Genomic DNA, 15,990 nt, shown 5'->3' with positions numbered 1-15,990 from the left:
TGGTCCGCGAGCGTTGCTTCGCGGAGGAATCTGACATGGGATCGGGGGACCCGATGTTTGGACGTAAGGTACGCTTAGTCGCTTTGGCGACGTCGGCGGTCGGTGTTCTGGCGCTTGTGGGATGTAGCGCTGGCGAACCCTCCGCTTCGGCGCCGCCACCGCCGAGCGATCATCAGAGTTCGTCACAGGCGCCGGAACTGATGGGCGCACCGCCGCCCCCCAGCGCTTCGGAAGCTCCGGATGGTCTGCTGGGCGGTCCGACAGCGTCAGCCTCGAACCAAGCCCAGGCGCAGGCGAAAGCTGACGCTGTGCGCCCCCTGCCCGCGCCCACGCACAATTCGCGTCTGCGGACTTGGCGCCGTCCCGACGGGACGCTGGTCACGGCCATGCGGCCGATCCCCAACCCGAAACACTACGCCGCGCCGGCGCGGCCGCACCGCGTTCACGCCACCGTACAGACCCAGGGTTCGGCCACGCCGTCGAAACCTGTCGCCAAGCCGGCTGTCGTCGCGGCGGTCAAGCCTGTGACGCCGAAGACGATCGCGCCCGCTCCCGCACCGGTGAAGGCCGTTCAACCTGCACAGCCCGCCGCGCCGCTGGCCAAGCCGCCCGTCGTGGCGGCCATCCCGCCAAAGCCGCCCGCAGCCCCCGCCAAGCCGCCGACCAAGCTCGAGCAGCTACAAGCGGCGGTCGCCCCGGCGGCGACCAACGGCGCCGTGCTGGCGACCGGTGAGAGCCTGGGCAAGGGCCAGCCCGGCCAGGTGACCCTGGCGCTGCCCGCGACCTTGGGCGACATGATCAAAAAGGAAGCCGCCAAGCTCGGCTTGGGCAAGGCGGCCAAGAAGACCAGCGCCTACGCCGAACTCGAGGGCGAAGGCTATGAAATCACGCCGAACGGTCGCCAGACCGCTGTGGTCAAACCCGGCGAGCCGACCACCTTCGCCTGGCAGGTCAAGCCGGGCCCGGAGGCGAAAGGTCAGCTGAAGTCGGAGTTCGGCGTCGAGATGACCGGCGCGAAGGCGCCGCAAGGCTTCTCGCTCGGCGAGATCAGCAAGCGCGTCGCCGCCCTGCCCGCTGAGGCCAAGAAGGGCGTCAACAAGCTGGATCTCGGCGCGCTGAACGGCAAGATCTCGCTGCCGGGCGTGGGTCCGACGCCGATCAAGACCGTGCTTGGCGCGGCGTTGGTCTTGCTGGCGCTGATCATCTTGGTCGCCGTGTCGCGGAGCGCCGCCGCCGCGCGCCGCAAGGCCGAGCGCCAGCGGAAGTATCGCACGCTGACCGACTATGGCCGCAACGAGATGGAGTTCGACGCGCCGCCGGCCAGCACGCACGTGTCGCACGTCAACCCGTTCATGGCCGCCGCCGGTGGCGCGGCCGCAGGCGCAGTGGCGGCTTCGACCCTGTCGCACCATGACGATCATCATGACCACGCTCATGGTCACGAGACCCCGGTTCACGCGCACGACGACCACAGCCATGGGCAAGAGGCCCACGGCCATGACGATCACAATGGCCACGAGCTGCACGCCGGCGCGCATCCCGAGCCTCACGCGCCCGCCGAGCATGTTTCCTATGTGAACCCGATGCTGGCCGCGACGACCGCCAGCCATCACGACGATCATGGTGACGCGCACGACCACGGCCACGACAATCACCAAGGCCACGACGGTCATGCCGACCATGCCGACCATGCCGAGGCTCACGATGATCATGGCCACGGCCACGACGATCATGGGGCGCACCAGAAACAACCCGAGCTCACCCACCACTAGGACGAGCCGTGTCAAAGAGATTGAGCTCCGGGTCCCTGGATCCGGAGCTCTTTTCTTTTGGCGACAGGCCGTGACGCCTTTTGCGCCTTGCATCGTTGGGCGCGTCACCGCATTGAGATGACATGTTCGACGCTCTGATCGCCCAGCTCGGCGCCTTCCAAGGCCCGCTGACCGCCCTCTTGCAAGTTCTGATGATCGACCTCGTGCTGGCTGGCGACAACGCCGTCGCCGTGGGCCTCGCCGCAGGGGGCTTGCCGGCCAAGGATCGCAAGAAGGTCATCCTCTACGGCCTGGGCGCGGCGGTTGTGCTGCGGATCACCTTCGCCCTGATCACCACCTGGCTGCTCGGCGTGGTCGGCCTGCTTCTCGCCGGCGGCTTCCTGCTGCTCTGGGTCTGCTGGAAGATGTGGCGCGAGCTGCGCGAACAAACCACGCATGACGAGGCCGACGCCATGGCCTCGATCGACAACGACCCCAACACCGAACCGCGCGCCCGCCCGGCCAAGACCTTCAAGGCCGCCTTCCTGCAAGTGCTGATCGCCGACGTCTCGATGTCGCTGGACAACGTCCTCGCCGTCGCCGGCGCGGCCCGTGAGCATCCCGGCATTCTGGTGTTTGGCCTAATTCTGTCGATCATCCTGATGGGCGTGGCCGCGACGGCCATCGCCAACCTGCTGCACAAGCACCGCTGGATCGGATTCATCGGCCTGGCGATCGTGCTGTATGTGGCGCTCCACATGATCTGGCAGGGTCACCGCAGCGTCGTGATCGATCTCAACCAGACGGCCGCCTACAACGCCGCTGCGCCCGGCCCGCTGGACATCAAGCCGGATGAGGTCACGCAGCATAACAAGCACCGCTGATTAGGCGTCAGCGCTCAAACATATTGAACGCTGCCTTTTCAAACCTAACGGGCGCCCGGCAACGGCGGAAGGTCGAGACGCCGAAGCTCGGCCATTCGCGCATAGAGACGCAGTATGCTGCTATGGCGAACCGTGTCCCCTCGCGCCTCTACCATCTCGTGAAGATTCATCAGCGCCAGCCGCAGGGCGGCGTTCACCCGATCCAGGCCACTGATCGTCGGTTCGGCGGGGTCGGCGGGCCAGTCACCTTGCAGACTATAGTCCAAGGCGGCCTCGGCGAGGATTTCGCGGATGGCGGCGTTCTCGGTCACCCGCGCCGCCGCGCCGCGCTCGGCTTCCTGAGCCGCAAGTAGTGAAAGCAGCGCCACCACTGCCACCTTGCCAGCCAGGAACTCGCCCTGTTGTTCCGGCGGCCCGGGGTCGGCCATGCACATGAAGTTACCGACCAGGATATCGGGTACGCTCGGCGTCATGACAGCCCCTCCATGCGCATCAGCGCCTCGGCCAGGATCTGGTCGTGGCGGCGCGCGGTGTACCAACCCGAGATCGCCAGGACTGGGTCCTTGAACCCGCCGTCACGATACTCCTTGGCCGCAGACGTCCAGATGGCCTGACCCTTCACCGCGTTGAACAGCGACCACCAGGCAAGCGCTGTCTCATCCACCTGCAACCCGCTGGCCTCGCGCCATAGGGCCAGAGCCTCGTCACGCGGCAGCATGCCGCCAACCTTATCGGCTTCGAAGTGACCCCAGAGCGGATCCATGGCCCAGCCCAGATCCTCCAGCGGATCGCCGAGATGGACCATTTCCCAGTCCAGGATCGCCAGGATCTTGCCCGCACCATCGTGCAGGAAGTTGCCGGTGCGGTAGTCGCCATGGACCACACGCACCGTCTGGGCCGGCGGTGGCGGGCGGCGACGCAGCGCGCGGATCGCCGCCCAGACGATCGGCTGGGGATGCTGCTGGTCGTCCTCGATCACTTTGGTCCAGTGGTCGAGCGCGATCCGCCAACAGTCTTCGGGCGCCGGCCGCTCGGCCGCCTTGGCCAGCGGCAGGTTGGTGGGATCCGCGCCGGCTATGGTTCCGAGGATCCGAAAGAACTGCTCGCCGATCCCCCGAGCATGTTCACCGTAAGGCAGCACAGTGAAGGGAGACGCGGCAGCGCCTCCGTCCACCCGCTCCATGATGAAGAAAGGTCGCTCGAGCTCCGCGCCCTCGGGCTCCATCGCCACCGGCCGTGGGACCGGCAGAGAGCCGTGAAAGGACGCGAACGCGAGGTACTCAAGATTGCGGTCGGTTTCGATCAGGCTGCCCGGCGGGTCGCGACGCAGGATCAGTGGACGCGTTTCGCCTTCGGCCACGGCGTTGAAGCGATAGGTCTCGCGGCTGGCGCCGCCAGGAATGCGCGAGAGATCCGACACGGCGACGGGCGTCGACCAGATACGCGATAGATACGCCTCAAGGCGATCGGTCAGGCTCATGGGGCTAGATCCAGGATCGAGGCGAATCCGGAGGGCGCATGCGGGCCAATGGCCAGTTGTTCAAAGACGCCGCGACCAAGCCGAGACCTCCCCTGGCCGTCGACATAGGTCACGCGGCTCAGCGCCTGCACATGCAGGTGATGCGGCAGACGACGATCGATGTCGGCCAGCACAAAGTCTTCCCGCTCGACCTTCAGTTCGCCTTGGTTCTGGCCATGGCCCCAGACCGGATGGGTATAGCCCAGGCCCAACATGAAGAACTCGGTCTGCGGTTCGATGGACACCGAACCGCCTTCGCCCAGGTCAAGGCTCGCCGAGGCGGCGTGGCGCGTACCGCTTTTCCAGCGGATGGCGCACGACGATTGCGCAAAGCCCCCGAACGCCTCCTCGCGCCCGCCATCCTCCAGCCATACCGCGCGCTGGTTCCAGGCGCGGCCCAGTTCGTCGTCGTTGGTGTGAAAGAAGAAGCTGCCATCGGCGAAATTGCAGGGGCTCCACAGCCAAAAGAACTGCGGCGGCACGGGCGGAACCGGCTCCTGAGGATCGCGCGCGCCGACGGGCCGCACGCCCCACGACCGGTCGCGCGTACCGACGAACCCGTCGATGGCGGAGCGCACGCCATCCACCTCGACCCAGCCGCTGTAGCGGCCGTTCTGGGTCAGGCGGGTGTAGTCCATGAAGGCGCGGGGACCGTTGCGGCGGATGAACCGTGGCTCCTCGATCGGGAAGGCGCGGCCCTCGAAGATGATCTCGGCCGCGACTCCTTGCTCGGGGGCCTGAACGACCAGTTTCAAACGCTGGAGCGGCTGCAGCACCTCGATCGAGATCGGGCCGACCCTCAGGTCCATCCGCTCCATGCCCAGCCAGCGGCTAGCATGCAGATTGACCTGCTTGCCCTCCTTCATCACGCAGAACGAAGCATCGGCGATGTTCAGGTGCGGATAGACCCCGAACGCGGCCGCGAAGAACAGGTCGCCCCCATCGCCCTCGGGCGCGTAGCCGTTGAAAAAGTAGCGATCATAGAAGTTCCGATCCGTACCGGCGTAGGCGACCGGCTCCGGCGTCTGATGGATCGGATAGTCGTCGCCCCAGGTGAGCGCCATGCCGTTCCTCCCCTGTTCGCGCCGACGCTCTGATGGGCCGGCTTTACGTCCAGGTGATCGACGTTAAGGTCGCAGATGACGATTGCAACGGTGACGGAGCGTAAATCCGATGGAAGGCTGGACTCCTCGGACCTGGATAGGCCTCGCGGCGGCGAACGGCTTGTTGGCGGTGGCGTTCGGCGCCTTCGCCGCGCACGGGATCGACGGCTGGAAGGCTGTCGAGTGGCTGAAGACCGGCGCGCAGTATCAGATGATCCACGCCCTGGCCGCCTTCGCTGCGTTCACGCTTCATCGCGCGGGGGCCAAGAGCATGGGGGTCGTGACCGCGCTGTTCTTCGTCGGCGTTCTTCTGTTTTCGGGATCGCTCTACGCCATGGCCTTGGGCGCGCCGCGCGCCCTGGGTATGATCACGCCGCTCGGCGGCCTGTCGTTCATGGCGGGCTGGGCGTTGATGGCCTGGCGCGGCTTTGGCCTTCGTCAGGCCTGAAGCTTCTTCGCGCCCGGCAAGGCCAGCAGGAAGATCGCCAGCGCCGATCCGACCAGACAGGCGAACATCACGCCGGCCACCGGGCGGGGCGTTCCGTCATGCAGCGCCGCGCCCGCCCATGAGGCCAGCGCCCCCGCGCCGAACGAGGCCGAGCCCATCAAGGCCGAGATCGAGCCCGCGCGACGCGGATCAACACTCAGCGCCCCCGCCATGGTGTTGCCGCCCATGAGGCCGTAGAGCGAGAGCGCCGCGAACAGCAAAGGCAAGACCGTCCATTGCCCGCCCCAGCCGGTCCACGCCGCGAGCGTAAGCAGCAGTGCGGCGACGATGGAGGCGATGCTGGCCCGCGCAAGCACCTGATCCGGAGCCGCGCGCCGCAACAGCCAGCGATTGACCTGGCTGGCGCCGATAATGCCCACGGCGTTGAAGGCGAAGACGAGGTTGAACATCAGGGGGCTATGTCCGTAGGTCCCCATCACCAGCTCCGGCGCGCCCGAGATGTAGGTAAACAACACCGCGCCGTTCAACGCGCCCGCCAGGGCGTAGCCCATCAGCCGCCGCATCCCGAACAGCGCGACATAGGCCTTCAGAGGATTCTCGGTACGCGCCTGCGCCTCGGTGGCGGCCGAGCGGGATTCCGTCAGGCTGACCACGACCCACGTCGCGATCAGCGCGCCGAACACCACCAGGGTCCAGAATACGCCGCGCCAGCCCGCGACGAACTGGACGATACCGCCCAGCTGCGGCGCCAGCACTGGGGCCAGCCCCATGATCAGGGTCATCAGCGACAGCACGCGGGCGGTGTCGGTATGGCTGAAGCGGTCGCGGACCACGGCGCGGGCGACGACCGGGCCGGCACAGCCGCCCAGCGCTTGCAGGAACCGCGCAGCGATCAGGGTCTCGATATTGGGTGCGAGCGCGCAGACGATAGAGGCGACGATGAATAGGCCAATGCCGACCAGCAAAGGCGGCCGACGGCCGAAGCGATCGGAGGCGGGCCCATAGAAGACCTGGCCAATGGCCATGCCGGCAAAGAACGCCGCCAGCGTCGCCTGGGTCTGGTCGGGCGCGGCGTTCAAGGTGCGCCCTATCGACGGCAGACTCGACAGATACATGTCGATCGACATCGGTGCGAAGGCCGTCAGCGCGCCGAGAAGCAGGACAAGGCGCCACGGAACGTGGGCGGGCGGCGGGCTGGCTTCGATCATGCAGGCCTTTTACCCCCCTTCGCCCCTACGGAAACCGGAAATGACGCTTGCCGGGCCGGCGCGGGCGCAGCAGCTTATCGCCAATCACATAACAATCGCGGGAGATCGAGCGCTCATGACGGACACCCTTGCGAAGACCCCTGCTATGCCCGCGCCGCAGTTCGCCGAGGTGAACGGCATCCGCATGGCTTACTACGAGGCCGGCCCGCGCGAGGGCGCTCCCATCGTCTTCTGTCACGGCTTCCCGGAGCTGGCGTTCTCGTGGCGACACCAGATTGCCGCGCTCGCTGCGGCCGGCCGCTGGGTGATCGCGCCCGACCAGCGCGGCTATGGCCTGACGCCAGGACCAGAGGCGGTCGAAGCCTATGACATGGAGCATCTGACCGGCGATCTTGTCGGCCTGCTCGACCATCTGGGCGTCGAGAAAGCGATCTTCGTCGGTCACGACTGGGGCGGCATCGTCGTGTGGCAACTGCCGCTGATGCATCCTAGCCGAGTCGCCGGGATCATCGGGCTGAACACGCCGTTCTTCCCGCGTCTGCCGCTTGATCCCATCCAGATGTACCGCAACGCCTATGGCGAGGACATGTACATCGTCCACTTCCAGAAACCGGGCGTCGCCGATGCGGAATTGGGCGCAGATGTCGAGAAGACCATCCGCTACTTCATGCGCAAGCCGAAGGGTACGCAAGAAGACTTCCTGGCCCAACCGGCCGAGCGGCGTAGCCTCGCCTTGCAGACCGCCCTGGCCCACTACGAGCCGTCCACGGACGACAATCAGTTCCTGACGCCAGACGAACTGGCCTTCTTCGTCGAGGCCTTCCAGCGCACCGGCTTCACCGGCGGCATCAACTGGTACCGCAACTTCACGCGGAACTGGGAACGTTCAGAACACCTGCCGCGCCGGGTGGACGGCATCCCCTGCCTGATGATCATGGCGGAGCTGGACGTGGTTCTCCCTCCCGCCATGGCTGATCGGATGGGCGACCAGATCAGCGACCTCGAGAAGGTGCTGATCGAGGGTAGCGGACACTGGACCCAGCAGGAGAAACCCGCCGAGGTGAACGCGGCGATCCTGGACTGGCTGGACCGCAGGTTCCCGCTGTAGGTCAGTTGCGCGCCGCCGCCATCGCCTGGGCGCGTCGACGCATGGCGGCGGCCAGTTGCAGCATGGCCAGGGCGGAGGTCTCGTCACGCTCGGCCGCGCGCATGGCATAGACATTGGCCATGGCGAACAGGGCCTCGACCCGATCCACCCCCTCGGCGCTGAACATCTCGCCGATCTGGCGATCGAGTTCGGCCAGTTGGACCGGCTTCAGCATCGCCAGCAGCTCGTCGTCGGAATAGTCTTCGGGCGCGATCTGAGTCATGCGCGCAGCATACAGAAGCCGACGAAAGGCATGAACCCGGCGCGATCCGCCGTTCACAACCCCGCGCCGAACGCGCTAGGTTCGCATCATGGATCGTTATGCTTCCGCCGCCGCCATGAGTTCCGTCGGTCGCCGCGGCCTCTTCCGCGAGGTCGAGCCGTTTTCGTTCGGCTGGATGCCCACCGGCGGTCCTCACGAGATCTATTACGAGGAATGCGGCAACCCGCGCGGCAAGCCTTGCGTGATCCTGCACGGCGGCCCTGGCGGCGCGGTCAATCCGACGATGCGACGCTTCTTCGACCCGGCCAAGTGGCGCATGGCGCTATTCGACCAACGCGGCTGCGGTCGCTCCCGTCCCAACGCCAGCCTGGAAGACAACACCACCTGGAGCCTGATCGACGATATCGAGCGGCTGCGCGAACATCTCGGAATCAAGTCTTGGACCGTGTTTGGCGGATCGTGGGGCTCGACCCTCGCCTTGGCTTACGCCATCAAGCATCCGGACCGCGTGGACAGCCTGGTGCTGCGCGGCATCTTCCTGCTGACCCAGAAGGAGCTGCGCTGGTTCTACCAGGACGGCGCCTCAATGCTGTTCCCCGACGCCTGGGAGCGGTTCCTGGCCCCTATCCCCGATGACGAGCGCGGCGACCTGATGGCCGCCTATCATCGTCGCCTCGTTGCGCCCGACCGCCGCGTGCAACTCGAAGCCGCCGCCGCCTGGAGTCAGTGGGAGGGCGACACCATCTCGCTGCGCGGCCCCGAGGCGCGTCCCGCCAAGTTCAACGAGGAAGACTTCGCAATCGCCTTCGCGCGGATCGAGAGCCACTTCTTCACCAACAAGGGGTTCTTTGACGAGGACGACTGGATCCTGAAGAACATCGACCGCATCCGGGGCATTCCGGGCTGGATCGTCCAGGGACGGTTCGACGTCGTCACACCGCTCGACAGCGCTTGGCGGCTGCACAAGGCATGGCCCGAAGCCCGGTTCGACATTGTCTGGGACGCCGGCCACGCTTCGACGGAGCCGGGCGTCATTGACGGTCTGGTGCGGGCCACCGATGCGGCGCTTGTCAGCTAGGGTTTCTGGCGCGCTTTCAGCCAGCCATTGTCGGCCATCCAGTCGCCCAGCCGATCCGGCCAAGCCTTGATCGCGACCTTGTCAGTCCGCAAGCCCATGTTGAAGGCGTGGCCGCCCGACTGGAAAAGGTGGAACTCCACCGGAACCTTGGCGGCTCTGAACTTGGTCAGCAGCTCCACCGGCGGCGCCGAGCAGCACTCGTCATCGTCCGCCGCCAAGATGAAGGCAGGCGGCGTGTCGGCAGGGACCCATTGTGGCACGCCCAGCGGGCCGGGATAGATCAGAACCTGGAAGTCCGGGCGGGCGCTGACCTCGTCGACGGCGTCCGCTTTAGGATCTTTCGCCGCGCCTTCGTAGACGGCCAGGTTCACCACCTCGCCACCGCCCGAGAAGCCCATCAAACCGATGCGGCGGGGGTCGACGCCAAACTCGGCTGCGTGGGCGCGAACATGACGGACCGCTCGTACAGCGTCCTGGCGCGCGTGGTCGATCGTGTAGGGTGAGCCCTCTTCCCGGAAGAGCCGGTACTTCAGCACGAAAACCGCCACGCCCTTGGGGTTCATCACCTTGGCCACGTCCGTGCCCTCGGGATGAATGACCAGCATCCGGTGGCCGCCGCCCGGAAGCACGATCAAGGCCGCGCCGGTGGCGACATCCTTGGGCGGCAGAAAGGCCGTGATCGACGGGTTATTGATGCTCTTGGCCCAGTACTCGGCGGCCTGCTCCGGAATCGCCTTACGGCTCTCAAAGCCCGGCGCGCCATTGGGCCACAGCGAGACCTGTTGCTGCGCCAGCGCCGCCGTCGGCGCTAGCAGCGCGGCGATCAGAACCATCGCCCTCACAGCTTCACCGTCCGACCTTCGCGCGCGGCGCGGTAGATCGCCTCGATCACCCGAAGATCCTTGAGGCCCTCCTCACCCCCGACAATCGGTTCGCGGCCGGTCAGGATGCATTCGGATAGGTGATCCAGCTGCGCCGAGAACTGGTTCTTGGACTGGCGCGCCGGTTCGAGCGGCGCGGGCGGAGCGCCCAGCTGGGCCCGCATGGCCTGGCCCTGGTAGCTGGTCGCCGGATCGATCTCGACCCAGCCCTTGGGTCCGCTGACCCGATAGCGGTTGCAGTTGACGCTGTAGGCCGACACGCCGTTGGCTGTCGCGCCCGACGGGAAGAGGAGCTGGAAATTGATGATGTCCTCGACCTCCCGGAAGCGCGGGTCGGACCGATCGGTGGACTCCATGGCGTTGACCGCCACGGGCTCCTCACCCGTCAGATAACGGGCGGCGTTCAGGCTGTAGATACCGATGTCCATCAAGCTGCCGCCGCCAGCCAGCGCCCTGTTCAGACGCCACTGCTTCGGGTCGCCGATCGTGAAACCGTGATCGGCGACAACGGTGCGAACTTTTCCCAGCGCGCCGTCCCGCACCAGCTTAATCGCCTCGATGTTGTGCGCCTGGAAGCGGCTGCGATAGCCGATCATCAACTGGCGACCGGCCTTGTTGCAGGCGGCGATCATCGCCTCGCAATCGGCAACCGTGTTGGCCATCGGCTTCTCGCACATCACGTGCTTGCCGGCCCTGGCGGCCCGCTCGGTGAAGGGGCGATGCAGGCTGTTGGGCGTGATCACATAGACAATGTCGACGTCAGGATTGTCGATGATCCGGTCGAAGGTCTCGTAACTGTAGCGGTGGGTCTCGGGGACCCCGTACTGCTCGCCGTAGGTCTTCAGTTTTTCGGGCGTGCCGCTGACGAGAGCCGCCAGGCGCGAGTGCTCGCACTCGGCGAAGCGCGGCATGATGATCCGGGTGGCGTAGTAGCCGAGACCCAGGATCGCATAGCCAAGCTTGCGGCCGGGCTCGGCGGCGAAGGCCCCGAGCGGCAGAGCGGCGACGCCGGTCGCCAGGCCTGCTCCCAAGAACGTGCGCTTGCTGATCGCGTCCATGATTAGCCTCCCAGGCCTTGGGTCTTGGTGCGCACACGCGCCACGATGTGGTTGGAGGTGATGAACAGGGTGCGCCCGTCCTCGCCAAAAGCGCAGTTGGCGGCGGGGAAGCCGGTCTCGATCACGCCCAGCAGCTTGGCGTCGGGCGTCAGAATCATGATGCCGCCCGGACCGCTGGCGAAGAGTCGCCCCACAGCATCGATCTTCATCCCGTCCGGCAGGCCAGGCCCACCAGCCTTGAGCAGGTCCGAGGCGTCGAAGAACACCCGTGAAGCGGTCGGAAGTCCATCGGCGCCCAGGTCATAGGCCATGATCACCGGACGCTTGGGATCGGAAATGGCGACGTACAGGCGCCGGCCATCGGGCGACAGGCCCACCCCGTTGGGGAAGCTGAGCGAACCGTCGACCAGCGCCACCTCGCCGTTCGGACGCAGCAGGTAGACGCCGTTGACAGTCTGCTCCTTGGCCGGCGAGGCGTCCATCCCCTCCAATCCATAGGGCGGATCGGTAAAGTAGAGCGAGCCCTTCAGCGGCCCGCGAAGAACCTCGACCAGATCGTTGGGACTATTGAGTTTCTTGCCGTTGAAGGTCGTGGCCAACAGCGTCTTCTTGCGGGTCACAAGGTCGATCCGCGCCACCGCGCGGTTGCCGCAGTCGCAGACCAGCAGCTCTCCCGCCGTGCTGATGATCGCGCCGTTGGTGCCGGCCTCGCGGAAGATTTTGGTGGGCGGACCATCATAGCCGGACGGTCTTAGGAAGTCGGTCTTGCCGGTTTTGGGGTCCCAACGGTGCATCACATTGCCAGGTACGTCTGAGAACAGCAGATAGCCGCCGCTCGCGACCCACGCCGGGCCCTCCGCCCACATTATCCCATCGGTCAGTTTCTCAATCGGCGCGGTCACATCAAGCACCGCATCCAGTTTGGACGATAGGCGGCGGATCTGGCCGATCCTCGGATAGGGCGCCGCTTCAGCCTTGACCTTCGTCGAATGCGCTCCCGCGATCAGAGCGACACCCGCGCCCAGCATGGCGCGTCGAGTGGTCATGGCGGCCTCCGCTTGTCATTGTTTGCGGATTAGAGACCATGACAGCGATGTCACCGCAACCAGCGATCGACTAAAGTCGCACGCGCGGCACCGCGTCTAGCCAACGGGCGTAAGCGGCTTCCCGCGCATGTTCGGCCAAGGCTGGCGCCAAGGTTTCGGCGGCGGGGCTGGCCTCGGCCGCCTCCTCGATGGATCCGTAGAGCCCCGCGCCAACACCGGCGAACAACGCCGCGCCCAGGGCGGTCGTTTCCTGATAGCTGGCCCGCCGCACCGAAAGCCCGGTCAGATCGGCGAGCCGCTGCGAGAACCAGGCGCTTTTCGACATACCGCCGTCGATGCGCAGTTGCGCGGCCTCGCCAAAGGCCGAAGGGGCGTCGGCGCGCATGGCTTCGATCAGGTCCCGGCTCTGCAGCGCACAGGCGTCGAAAGTCGCCGCTGCGATCTCAGGCAAGCCCGCGTCGCGGGTCAGGCCGAAGATTCCGCCGCGCGCCTCGGCGTCCCACCAAGGCGCGCCAAGACCCGTGAACGCTGGAACGACCACCACCGCGTGATCCGGCTTGGCTGCCCGCGCCAGGGCCTCGGCCGCGCGGGGGCCACCGGTGATCCCCAGCCCCTCGCCCAGCCACTGGATCGCCGCGCCGGCCACGAAGATCGATCCCTCCAGGGCGTAGGTCGTTTTGCCGCCAACCCGCGCTGCGACCGTGGTCAATAGCCGAGCGCGAGACACCGGACGCTCGGCGCCGGTATTGATCAGCATGAAGCAGCCGGTGCCATAGGTGGCCTTCATCTGGCCGGGGGCGACGCACCCCTGCCCCATTAGCGCGGCCTGCTGATCGCCCGCCACGCCCCGGATCTGAACCTCGCGCCCCAGGATGTCGGCCCGCGTCGCGCCATAGTCGTCCACACAGTCCAGCACCTTCGGCAGCATCGCCGAGGGGACGTCGAACAACGCCATCATCTCTGGGGACCAGGCCTGTGCGCCGATATCAAACAGCAGGGTTCGCGAGGCGTTGGTGGCGTCGGTCGCATGGACGGCGCCGCCGGTCAGCCGCCAGATAACCCAGCAGTCCATGGTCCCGCACAGCAACTCGCCAGCCTCGGCGCGAGCGCGGGCGCCCGGGACCTTGTCGAGAATCCAGGCGATCTTGGTCGCAGAGAAATAGGGGTCCAGCAGCAGTCCGGTCACCTCGGTGACCTTCGGCTCAGAGCCGTCGGCCTTCAGGCGCGCGCAGACATCCGCCGTGCGCCGATCCTGCCAGACGATGGCCGGATGGATGGGTCGCCCCGTCGCGCGGTCCCACACCACCACGGTTTCGCGCTGGTTGGTGATCCCGATCGCGGCGATGTCCGCCACCCGACCCGACGCCTCGCTCACCTCGCGCAATACGGCGACTGCCGCGGCGTAAATCTCCTCGGCGTCGTGCTCGACCCAGCCGTCGGCCGGATAGCTCTGGCGCAAGGGCCTCGACGCCTCGCCGAGCGATACGCCGGCGCGGTCGAACAGGATGGCGCGCGTGCTGGTGGTGCCTTGGTCCAAAGCCAGGATCAGTTCTTGCGCCATTGACGGGTCCTCCACTCAAGCTCGGGACGTCTCGACGCGTGTCATCGCGTCGGCGTCTTTGGCCTGTTTAAGCATGTTTTCATTTGAGGGCCGCAAGGTCATCCTTGTCGAACCTTCCGGATTCGTTGGGGGCGGGGCCATTCAGACCGTCGAGATCGCTTCGCTGATGACGCTGGCGCGTAGCCGCGATCCCAACGATCGCGAACGCCTGCTCAGTGGCATCATCGATCTTTGCGAGGCGGGACGAGCCCGAGGCGAGCCGACACACCCTGATATCCAGGCGCTCTTGAACTCCATCTTCATGACCCTGGTGGTCGAGGCCGAGCGGGATATCCGGCGACGCCTGTCCGAGCGCCTGGCCGATGCGGAGTGGGCGCCGCCGGCCCTGGTCAACATCATGGCGCTGGACGAGATCGAAATCGCCCGGCCCATCATCGCGCGCAGTCCCGTGCTTCAGGATCACGACCTGATCCGGCTTCTCGTGCAGGCCACCTTGGAGCACCAGATCGAGATTGCTCGCCGCCCGCACCTCAAGGCCCCGGTGGTCGAGGCGATCATCGGGCAGGATGAACCCGCCGTCCTCACAGCCCTGGCCTCCAACGACAGCGCGGAGGTTTCGCCCGACGCAATGCGACGCCTGGTGAACCGGTCGCGAGATGTGGTGGCGCTACGTTCGCCGCTCGCCCGTCACCCCAAGCTGTCCAGCGACCTGGCCGAGCAGCTCTATCTCCTTGTGGGCCGAGCCCTGAGAGACGCGCTTTCGGCGCGCTTCCATCTGGACGCCGCGCAGATGCAAGCCGCCGTCAGTGAGGCGCTGCAGGCGGCGCACAAGGGCGACGGTGACGATCCGGCCGATCCCGTCGAGATCGACGAGGCTCGCCAGGACATGGAGCGATCGCTGATCGAGAAACTCGATTCGGCCGGACAGCTCAGACCGGGTTACCTGTTGCGCGTTCTTCGTGAAGGGCGCCTGCCACTGTTCGTCATGGCCCTGGCGCGACTTGGGAAGTTCGAGCCGAACCAGATCCGCCGCGCGATCGACTCAAGCCGCCCCGAATTGCTGGCGCTAGCCTGCTCGGCTGTTGGCATCGATCGCAGTGTCTTCCCCACGATCCTGGAGCATGTCCGCCAGTTGAACGGTGGCCGACCGGGGGGCGGCGAAGAAGGCGTTCGTCGTGCGGCCAACGCCTTTGGCCCGTTCACGCCGGACATCGCGGGCATGGCCTTCCGGCAGGCCGTCGGACAGGTTTGACAGGACCCAGGTTTGACAAGGCTTCGGCCTTCCCGCCTCTTGGCCGCATGTATCAGCCGCAACCATTCGTGACTCGCCTGGCTTTCAAGTCCAGCGACCGCCCCGAGGCCCAAGAGGCTCGTGAGCGTCTTGCAGCGCGTTATGGCGATGTGGGGGCCGAGAACGCACAGGTTATCGTCGCCCTGGGCGGCGACGGCTTCATGCTTGAGAGCCTGCACGAAGCGATCGCGAGCCAGACGCCGATCTACGGGATGAACCGCGGCTCGGTCGGTTTCCTCATGAACGAGTACAGTGAGGACGGACTGCTCGAGCGGATCAACGCCGCTGAGCGGGCCGTTATCCATCCGCTGGCGATGGTCGCAATCGACGCGCGGCGAACCCAGCACCGGGCTCTGGCGATCAACGAGGTCTCGCTGCTCCGCCAGACCCGCCAGACCGCCAAGTTGCGCATCTCGATCGACGGGAAGGTTCGGATGGGCGAACTCGTTTGCGACGGCGCCTTGCTGGCGACCCCTGCGGGATCGACCGCCTACAACCTGTCAGCCCATGGCCCGATCATTCCGATCGACGGCCGCGTCTTGGCCTTGACACCGATCAGCGCCTTCCGCCCCCGCCGCTGGCGCGGCGCCCTGCTTCCCCAATCCGCGCGCGTGACTTTCGAGATCCTCGAGGCCGACAAGCGGCCGGTCAGTGCGGTGGCCGACAACTTCGAGGTGCGCGACGTCATGGAGGTCCACATCTCCGAGGATCGCGGCACATCGCTGGCGATGCTGTTTGATGCAGGCCGGAGCCTTGAGGAGAGAGTTCTGGCCGAACAATTCTCGGCATGAT

General features: G+C 66.4%; 15 protein-coding genes and 1 pseudogene. 7 read left to right on the top strand and 9 right to left on the bottom strand.

Annotated features, from left to right (window positions below):
• Positions 1-53: 53 nt before the first annotated feature.
• Positions 54-1,769 (top strand): annotated as a pseudogene (locus CSW63_RS09475) (stalk-specific protein X); the annotation flags it as partial.
• Positions 1,770-1,894: 125 nt separating this feature from the next.
• On the top strand, positions 1,895-2,635 hold the full coding sequence (locus tag CSW63_RS09470; RefSeq protein ID WP_062095017.1) for a TerC family protein: 741 nt from the start codon (positions 1,895-1,897) through the stop codon (positions 2,633-2,635).
• Positions 2,636-2,679: 44 nt separating this feature from the next.
• On the opposite strand, the gene CSW63_RS09465 is transcribed toward CSW63_RS09470, so the two are convergent.
• The 3 genes from CSW63_RS09465 to CSW63_RS09455 are packed head-to-tail and all read right to left on the bottom strand — an operon-like array spanning position 2,680 to position 5,218.
• Complete coding sequence (locus CSW63_RS09465; RefSeq protein WP_062095019.1) at positions 2,680-3,108, bottom strand: hypothetical protein; 429 nt, start codon at positions 3,106-3,108, stop codon at positions 2,680-2,682.
• Positions 3,105-4,115 (bottom strand): phosphotransferase family protein, encoded by a 1,011-nt coding sequence (locus CSW63_RS09460; RefSeq protein WP_099503764.1) that lies wholly within the window; start codon positions 4,113-4,115, stop codon positions 3,105-3,107. Before CSW63_RS09460 ends, CSW63_RS09465 begins: the two co-directional genes overlap by 4 nt.
• Positions 4,112-5,218, bottom strand: coding sequence for a hypothetical protein (locus CSW63_RS09455; protein WP_062094092.1), 1,107 nt, complete (start codon positions 5,216-5,218; stop codon positions 4,112-4,114). The genes CSW63_RS09460 and CSW63_RS09455 overlap by 4 nt, the downstream gene beginning before the upstream one ends.
• A 109-nt stretch (positions 5,219-5,327) precedes the next feature.
• Here CSW63_RS09455 and CSW63_RS09450 point away from each other — a divergent pair, with 109 nt between their 5' ends.
• Positions 5,328-5,705, top strand: coding sequence for a DUF423 domain-containing protein (locus tag CSW63_RS09450; RefSeq protein WP_062094091.1), 378 nt, complete (start codon positions 5,328-5,330; stop codon positions 5,703-5,705).
• On the opposite strand, the gene CSW63_RS09445 is transcribed toward CSW63_RS09450, so the two are convergent.
• A complete protein-coding gene (locus tag CSW63_RS09445; RefSeq protein WP_062094090.1) occupies positions 5,696-6,913 on the bottom strand; it encodes a multidrug effflux MFS transporter in 1,218 nt (405 codons plus the stop codon). The two genes, CSW63_RS09450 and CSW63_RS09445, sit on opposite strands and share 10 nt — an antisense overlap.
• A 115-nt stretch (positions 6,914-7,028) precedes the next feature.
• Here CSW63_RS09445 and CSW63_RS09440 point away from each other — a divergent pair, with 115 nt between their 5' ends.
• Complete coding sequence (locus tag CSW63_RS09440; protein ID WP_062094089.1) at positions 7,029-8,021, top strand: alpha/beta fold hydrolase; 993 nt, start codon at positions 7,029-7,031, stop codon at positions 8,019-8,021.
• A 1-nt stretch (position 8,022) separates the two neighbouring features.
• Here the strand turns inward: CSW63_RS09440 and CSW63_RS09435 are convergent, their stop codons facing one another.
• Positions 8,023-8,283 carry a low temperature requirement protein A gene (locus tag CSW63_RS09435; protein ID WP_082749351.1) on the bottom strand — a complete coding sequence of 87 codons (261 nt, stop codon included), beginning with the start codon at positions 8,281-8,283 and terminating at the stop codon, positions 8,023-8,025.
• Positions 8,284-8,371: 88 nt separating this feature from the next.
• Here CSW63_RS09435 and pip point away from each other — a divergent pair, with 88 nt between their 5' ends.
• Positions 8,372-9,361, top strand: a complete 990-nt coding sequence (gene pip, locus CSW63_RS09430; RefSeq protein WP_062094087.1) for a prolyl aminopeptidase — start codon at positions 8,372-8,374, stop codon at positions 9,359-9,361.
• On the opposite strand, the gene CSW63_RS09425 is transcribed toward pip, so the two are convergent.
• The 4 genes from CSW63_RS09425 to glpK form a co-directional block, all read right to left on the bottom strand.
• Positions 9,358-10,194, bottom strand: a complete 837-nt coding sequence (locus CSW63_RS09425) for an alpha/beta hydrolase (protein WP_062094086.1) — start codon at positions 10,192-10,194, stop codon at positions 9,358-9,360. The genes pip and CSW63_RS09425 overlap by 4 nt on opposite strands.
• A gap of 5 nt (positions 10,195-10,199) precedes the next feature.
• On the bottom strand, positions 10,200-11,396 hold the full coding sequence (locus tag CSW63_RS09420; RefSeq protein ID WP_168193736.1) for a Gfo/Idh/MocA family protein: 1,197 nt from the start codon (positions 11,394-11,396) through the stop codon (positions 10,200-10,202).
• A complete protein-coding gene (locus CSW63_RS09415) occupies positions 11,303-12,346 on the bottom strand; it encodes an SMP-30/gluconolactonase/LRE family protein (RefSeq protein ID WP_062094084.1) in 1,044 nt (347 codons plus the stop codon). The genes CSW63_RS09420 and CSW63_RS09415 overlap by 94 nt, the downstream gene beginning before the upstream one ends.
• Before the next feature lie 70 nt (positions 12,347-12,416).
• Positions 12,417-13,907, bottom strand: coding sequence for a glycerol kinase GlpK (glpK, locus tag CSW63_RS09410; RefSeq protein ID WP_062094083.1), 1,491 nt, complete (start codon positions 13,905-13,907; stop codon positions 12,417-12,419).
• Positions 13,908-14,073: 166 nt separating this feature from the next.
• On the opposite strand from glpK, the gene CSW63_RS09405 reads away from it, so the two are divergent.
• Together CSW63_RS09405 and CSW63_RS09400 are read left to right on the top strand one after the other, a co-directional pair.
• Entirely contained in the window at positions 14,074-15,159 is a 1,086-nt protein-coding gene (locus tag CSW63_RS09405) for a DUF2336 domain-containing protein (RefSeq protein WP_062094098.1), read from the top strand.
• A gap of 47 nt (positions 15,160-15,206) precedes the next feature.
• A complete protein-coding gene (locus CSW63_RS09400) occupies positions 15,207-15,989 on the top strand; it encodes an NAD kinase (protein ID WP_062094082.1) in 783 nt (260 codons plus the stop codon).
• The last annotated feature ends 1 nt before the right edge of the window (position 15,990 follow it).

The organism is Caulobacter sp. FWC26, assembly GCF_002742645.2.
GTDB lineage: Bacteria > Pseudomonadota > Alphaproteobacteria > Caulobacterales > Caulobacteraceae > Caulobacter.
Note: the sequence above shows the minus strand (reverse complement) of the source record. Positions and strands in the feature narration are given on the sequence as shown.

What these genes read in the sequence shown, in the direction of transcription:
- CSW63_RS09455 (WP_062094092.1), bottom strand. Translation starts at nt 5,218, where the DNA reads ATGGCGCTCACCTGGGGCGACGACTATCCGATCCATCAGACGCCGGAG.
- CSW63_RS09400 (WP_062094082.1), top strand. Translation starts at nt 15,207, where the DNA reads ATGTATCAGCCGCAACCATTCGTGACTCGCCTGGCTTTCAAGTCCAGC.
- CSW63_RS09415 (WP_062094084.1), bottom strand. Translation starts at nt 12,346, where the DNA reads ATGACCACTCGACGCGCCATGCTGGGCGCGGGTGTCGCTCTGATCGCG.
- CSW63_RS09450 (WP_062094091.1), top strand. Translation starts at nt 5,328, where the DNA reads ATGGAAGGCTGGACTCCTCGGACCTGGATAGGCCTCGCGGCGGCGAAC.
- CSW63_RS09425 (WP_062094086.1), bottom strand. Translation starts at nt 10,194, where the DNA reads ATGGTTCTGATCGCCGCGCTGCTAGCGCCGACGGCGGCGCTGGCGCAG.
- CSW63_RS09460 (WP_099503764.1), bottom strand. Translation starts at nt 4,115, where the DNA reads ATGAGCCTGACCGATCGCCTTGAGGCGTATCTATCGCGTATCTGGTCG.
- CSW63_RS09445 (WP_062094090.1), bottom strand. Translation starts at nt 6,913, where the DNA reads ATGATCGAAGCCAGCCCGCCGCCCGCCCACGTTCCGTGGCGCCTTGTC.
- CSW63_RS09440 (WP_062094089.1), top strand. Translation starts at nt 7,029, where the DNA reads ATGACGGACACCCTTGCGAAGACCCCTGCTATGCCCGCGCCGCAGTTC.
- CSW63_RS09435 (WP_082749351.1), bottom strand. Translation starts at nt 8,283, where the DNA reads ATGACTCAGATCGCGCCCGAAGACTATTCCGACGACGAGCTGCTGGCG.
- pip (WP_062094087.1), top strand. Translation starts at nt 8,372, where the DNA reads ATGGATCGTTATGCTTCCGCCGCCGCCATGAGTTCCGTCGGTCGCCGC.
- CSW63_RS09405 (WP_062094098.1), top strand. Translation starts at nt 14,074, where the DNA reads ATGACGCTGGCGCGTAGCCGCGATCCCAACGATCGCGAACGCCTGCTC.
- CSW63_RS09465 (WP_062095019.1), bottom strand. Translation starts at nt 3,108, where the DNA reads ATGACGCCGAGCGTACCCGATATCCTGGTCGGTAACTTCATGTGCATG.
- glpK (WP_062094083.1), bottom strand. Translation starts at nt 13,907, where the DNA reads ATGGCGCAAGAACTGATCCTGGCTTTGGACCAAGGCACCACCAGCACG.
- CSW63_RS09470 (WP_062095017.1), top strand. Translation starts at nt 1,895, where the DNA reads ATGTTCGACGCTCTGATCGCCCAGCTCGGCGCCTTCCAAGGCCCGCTG.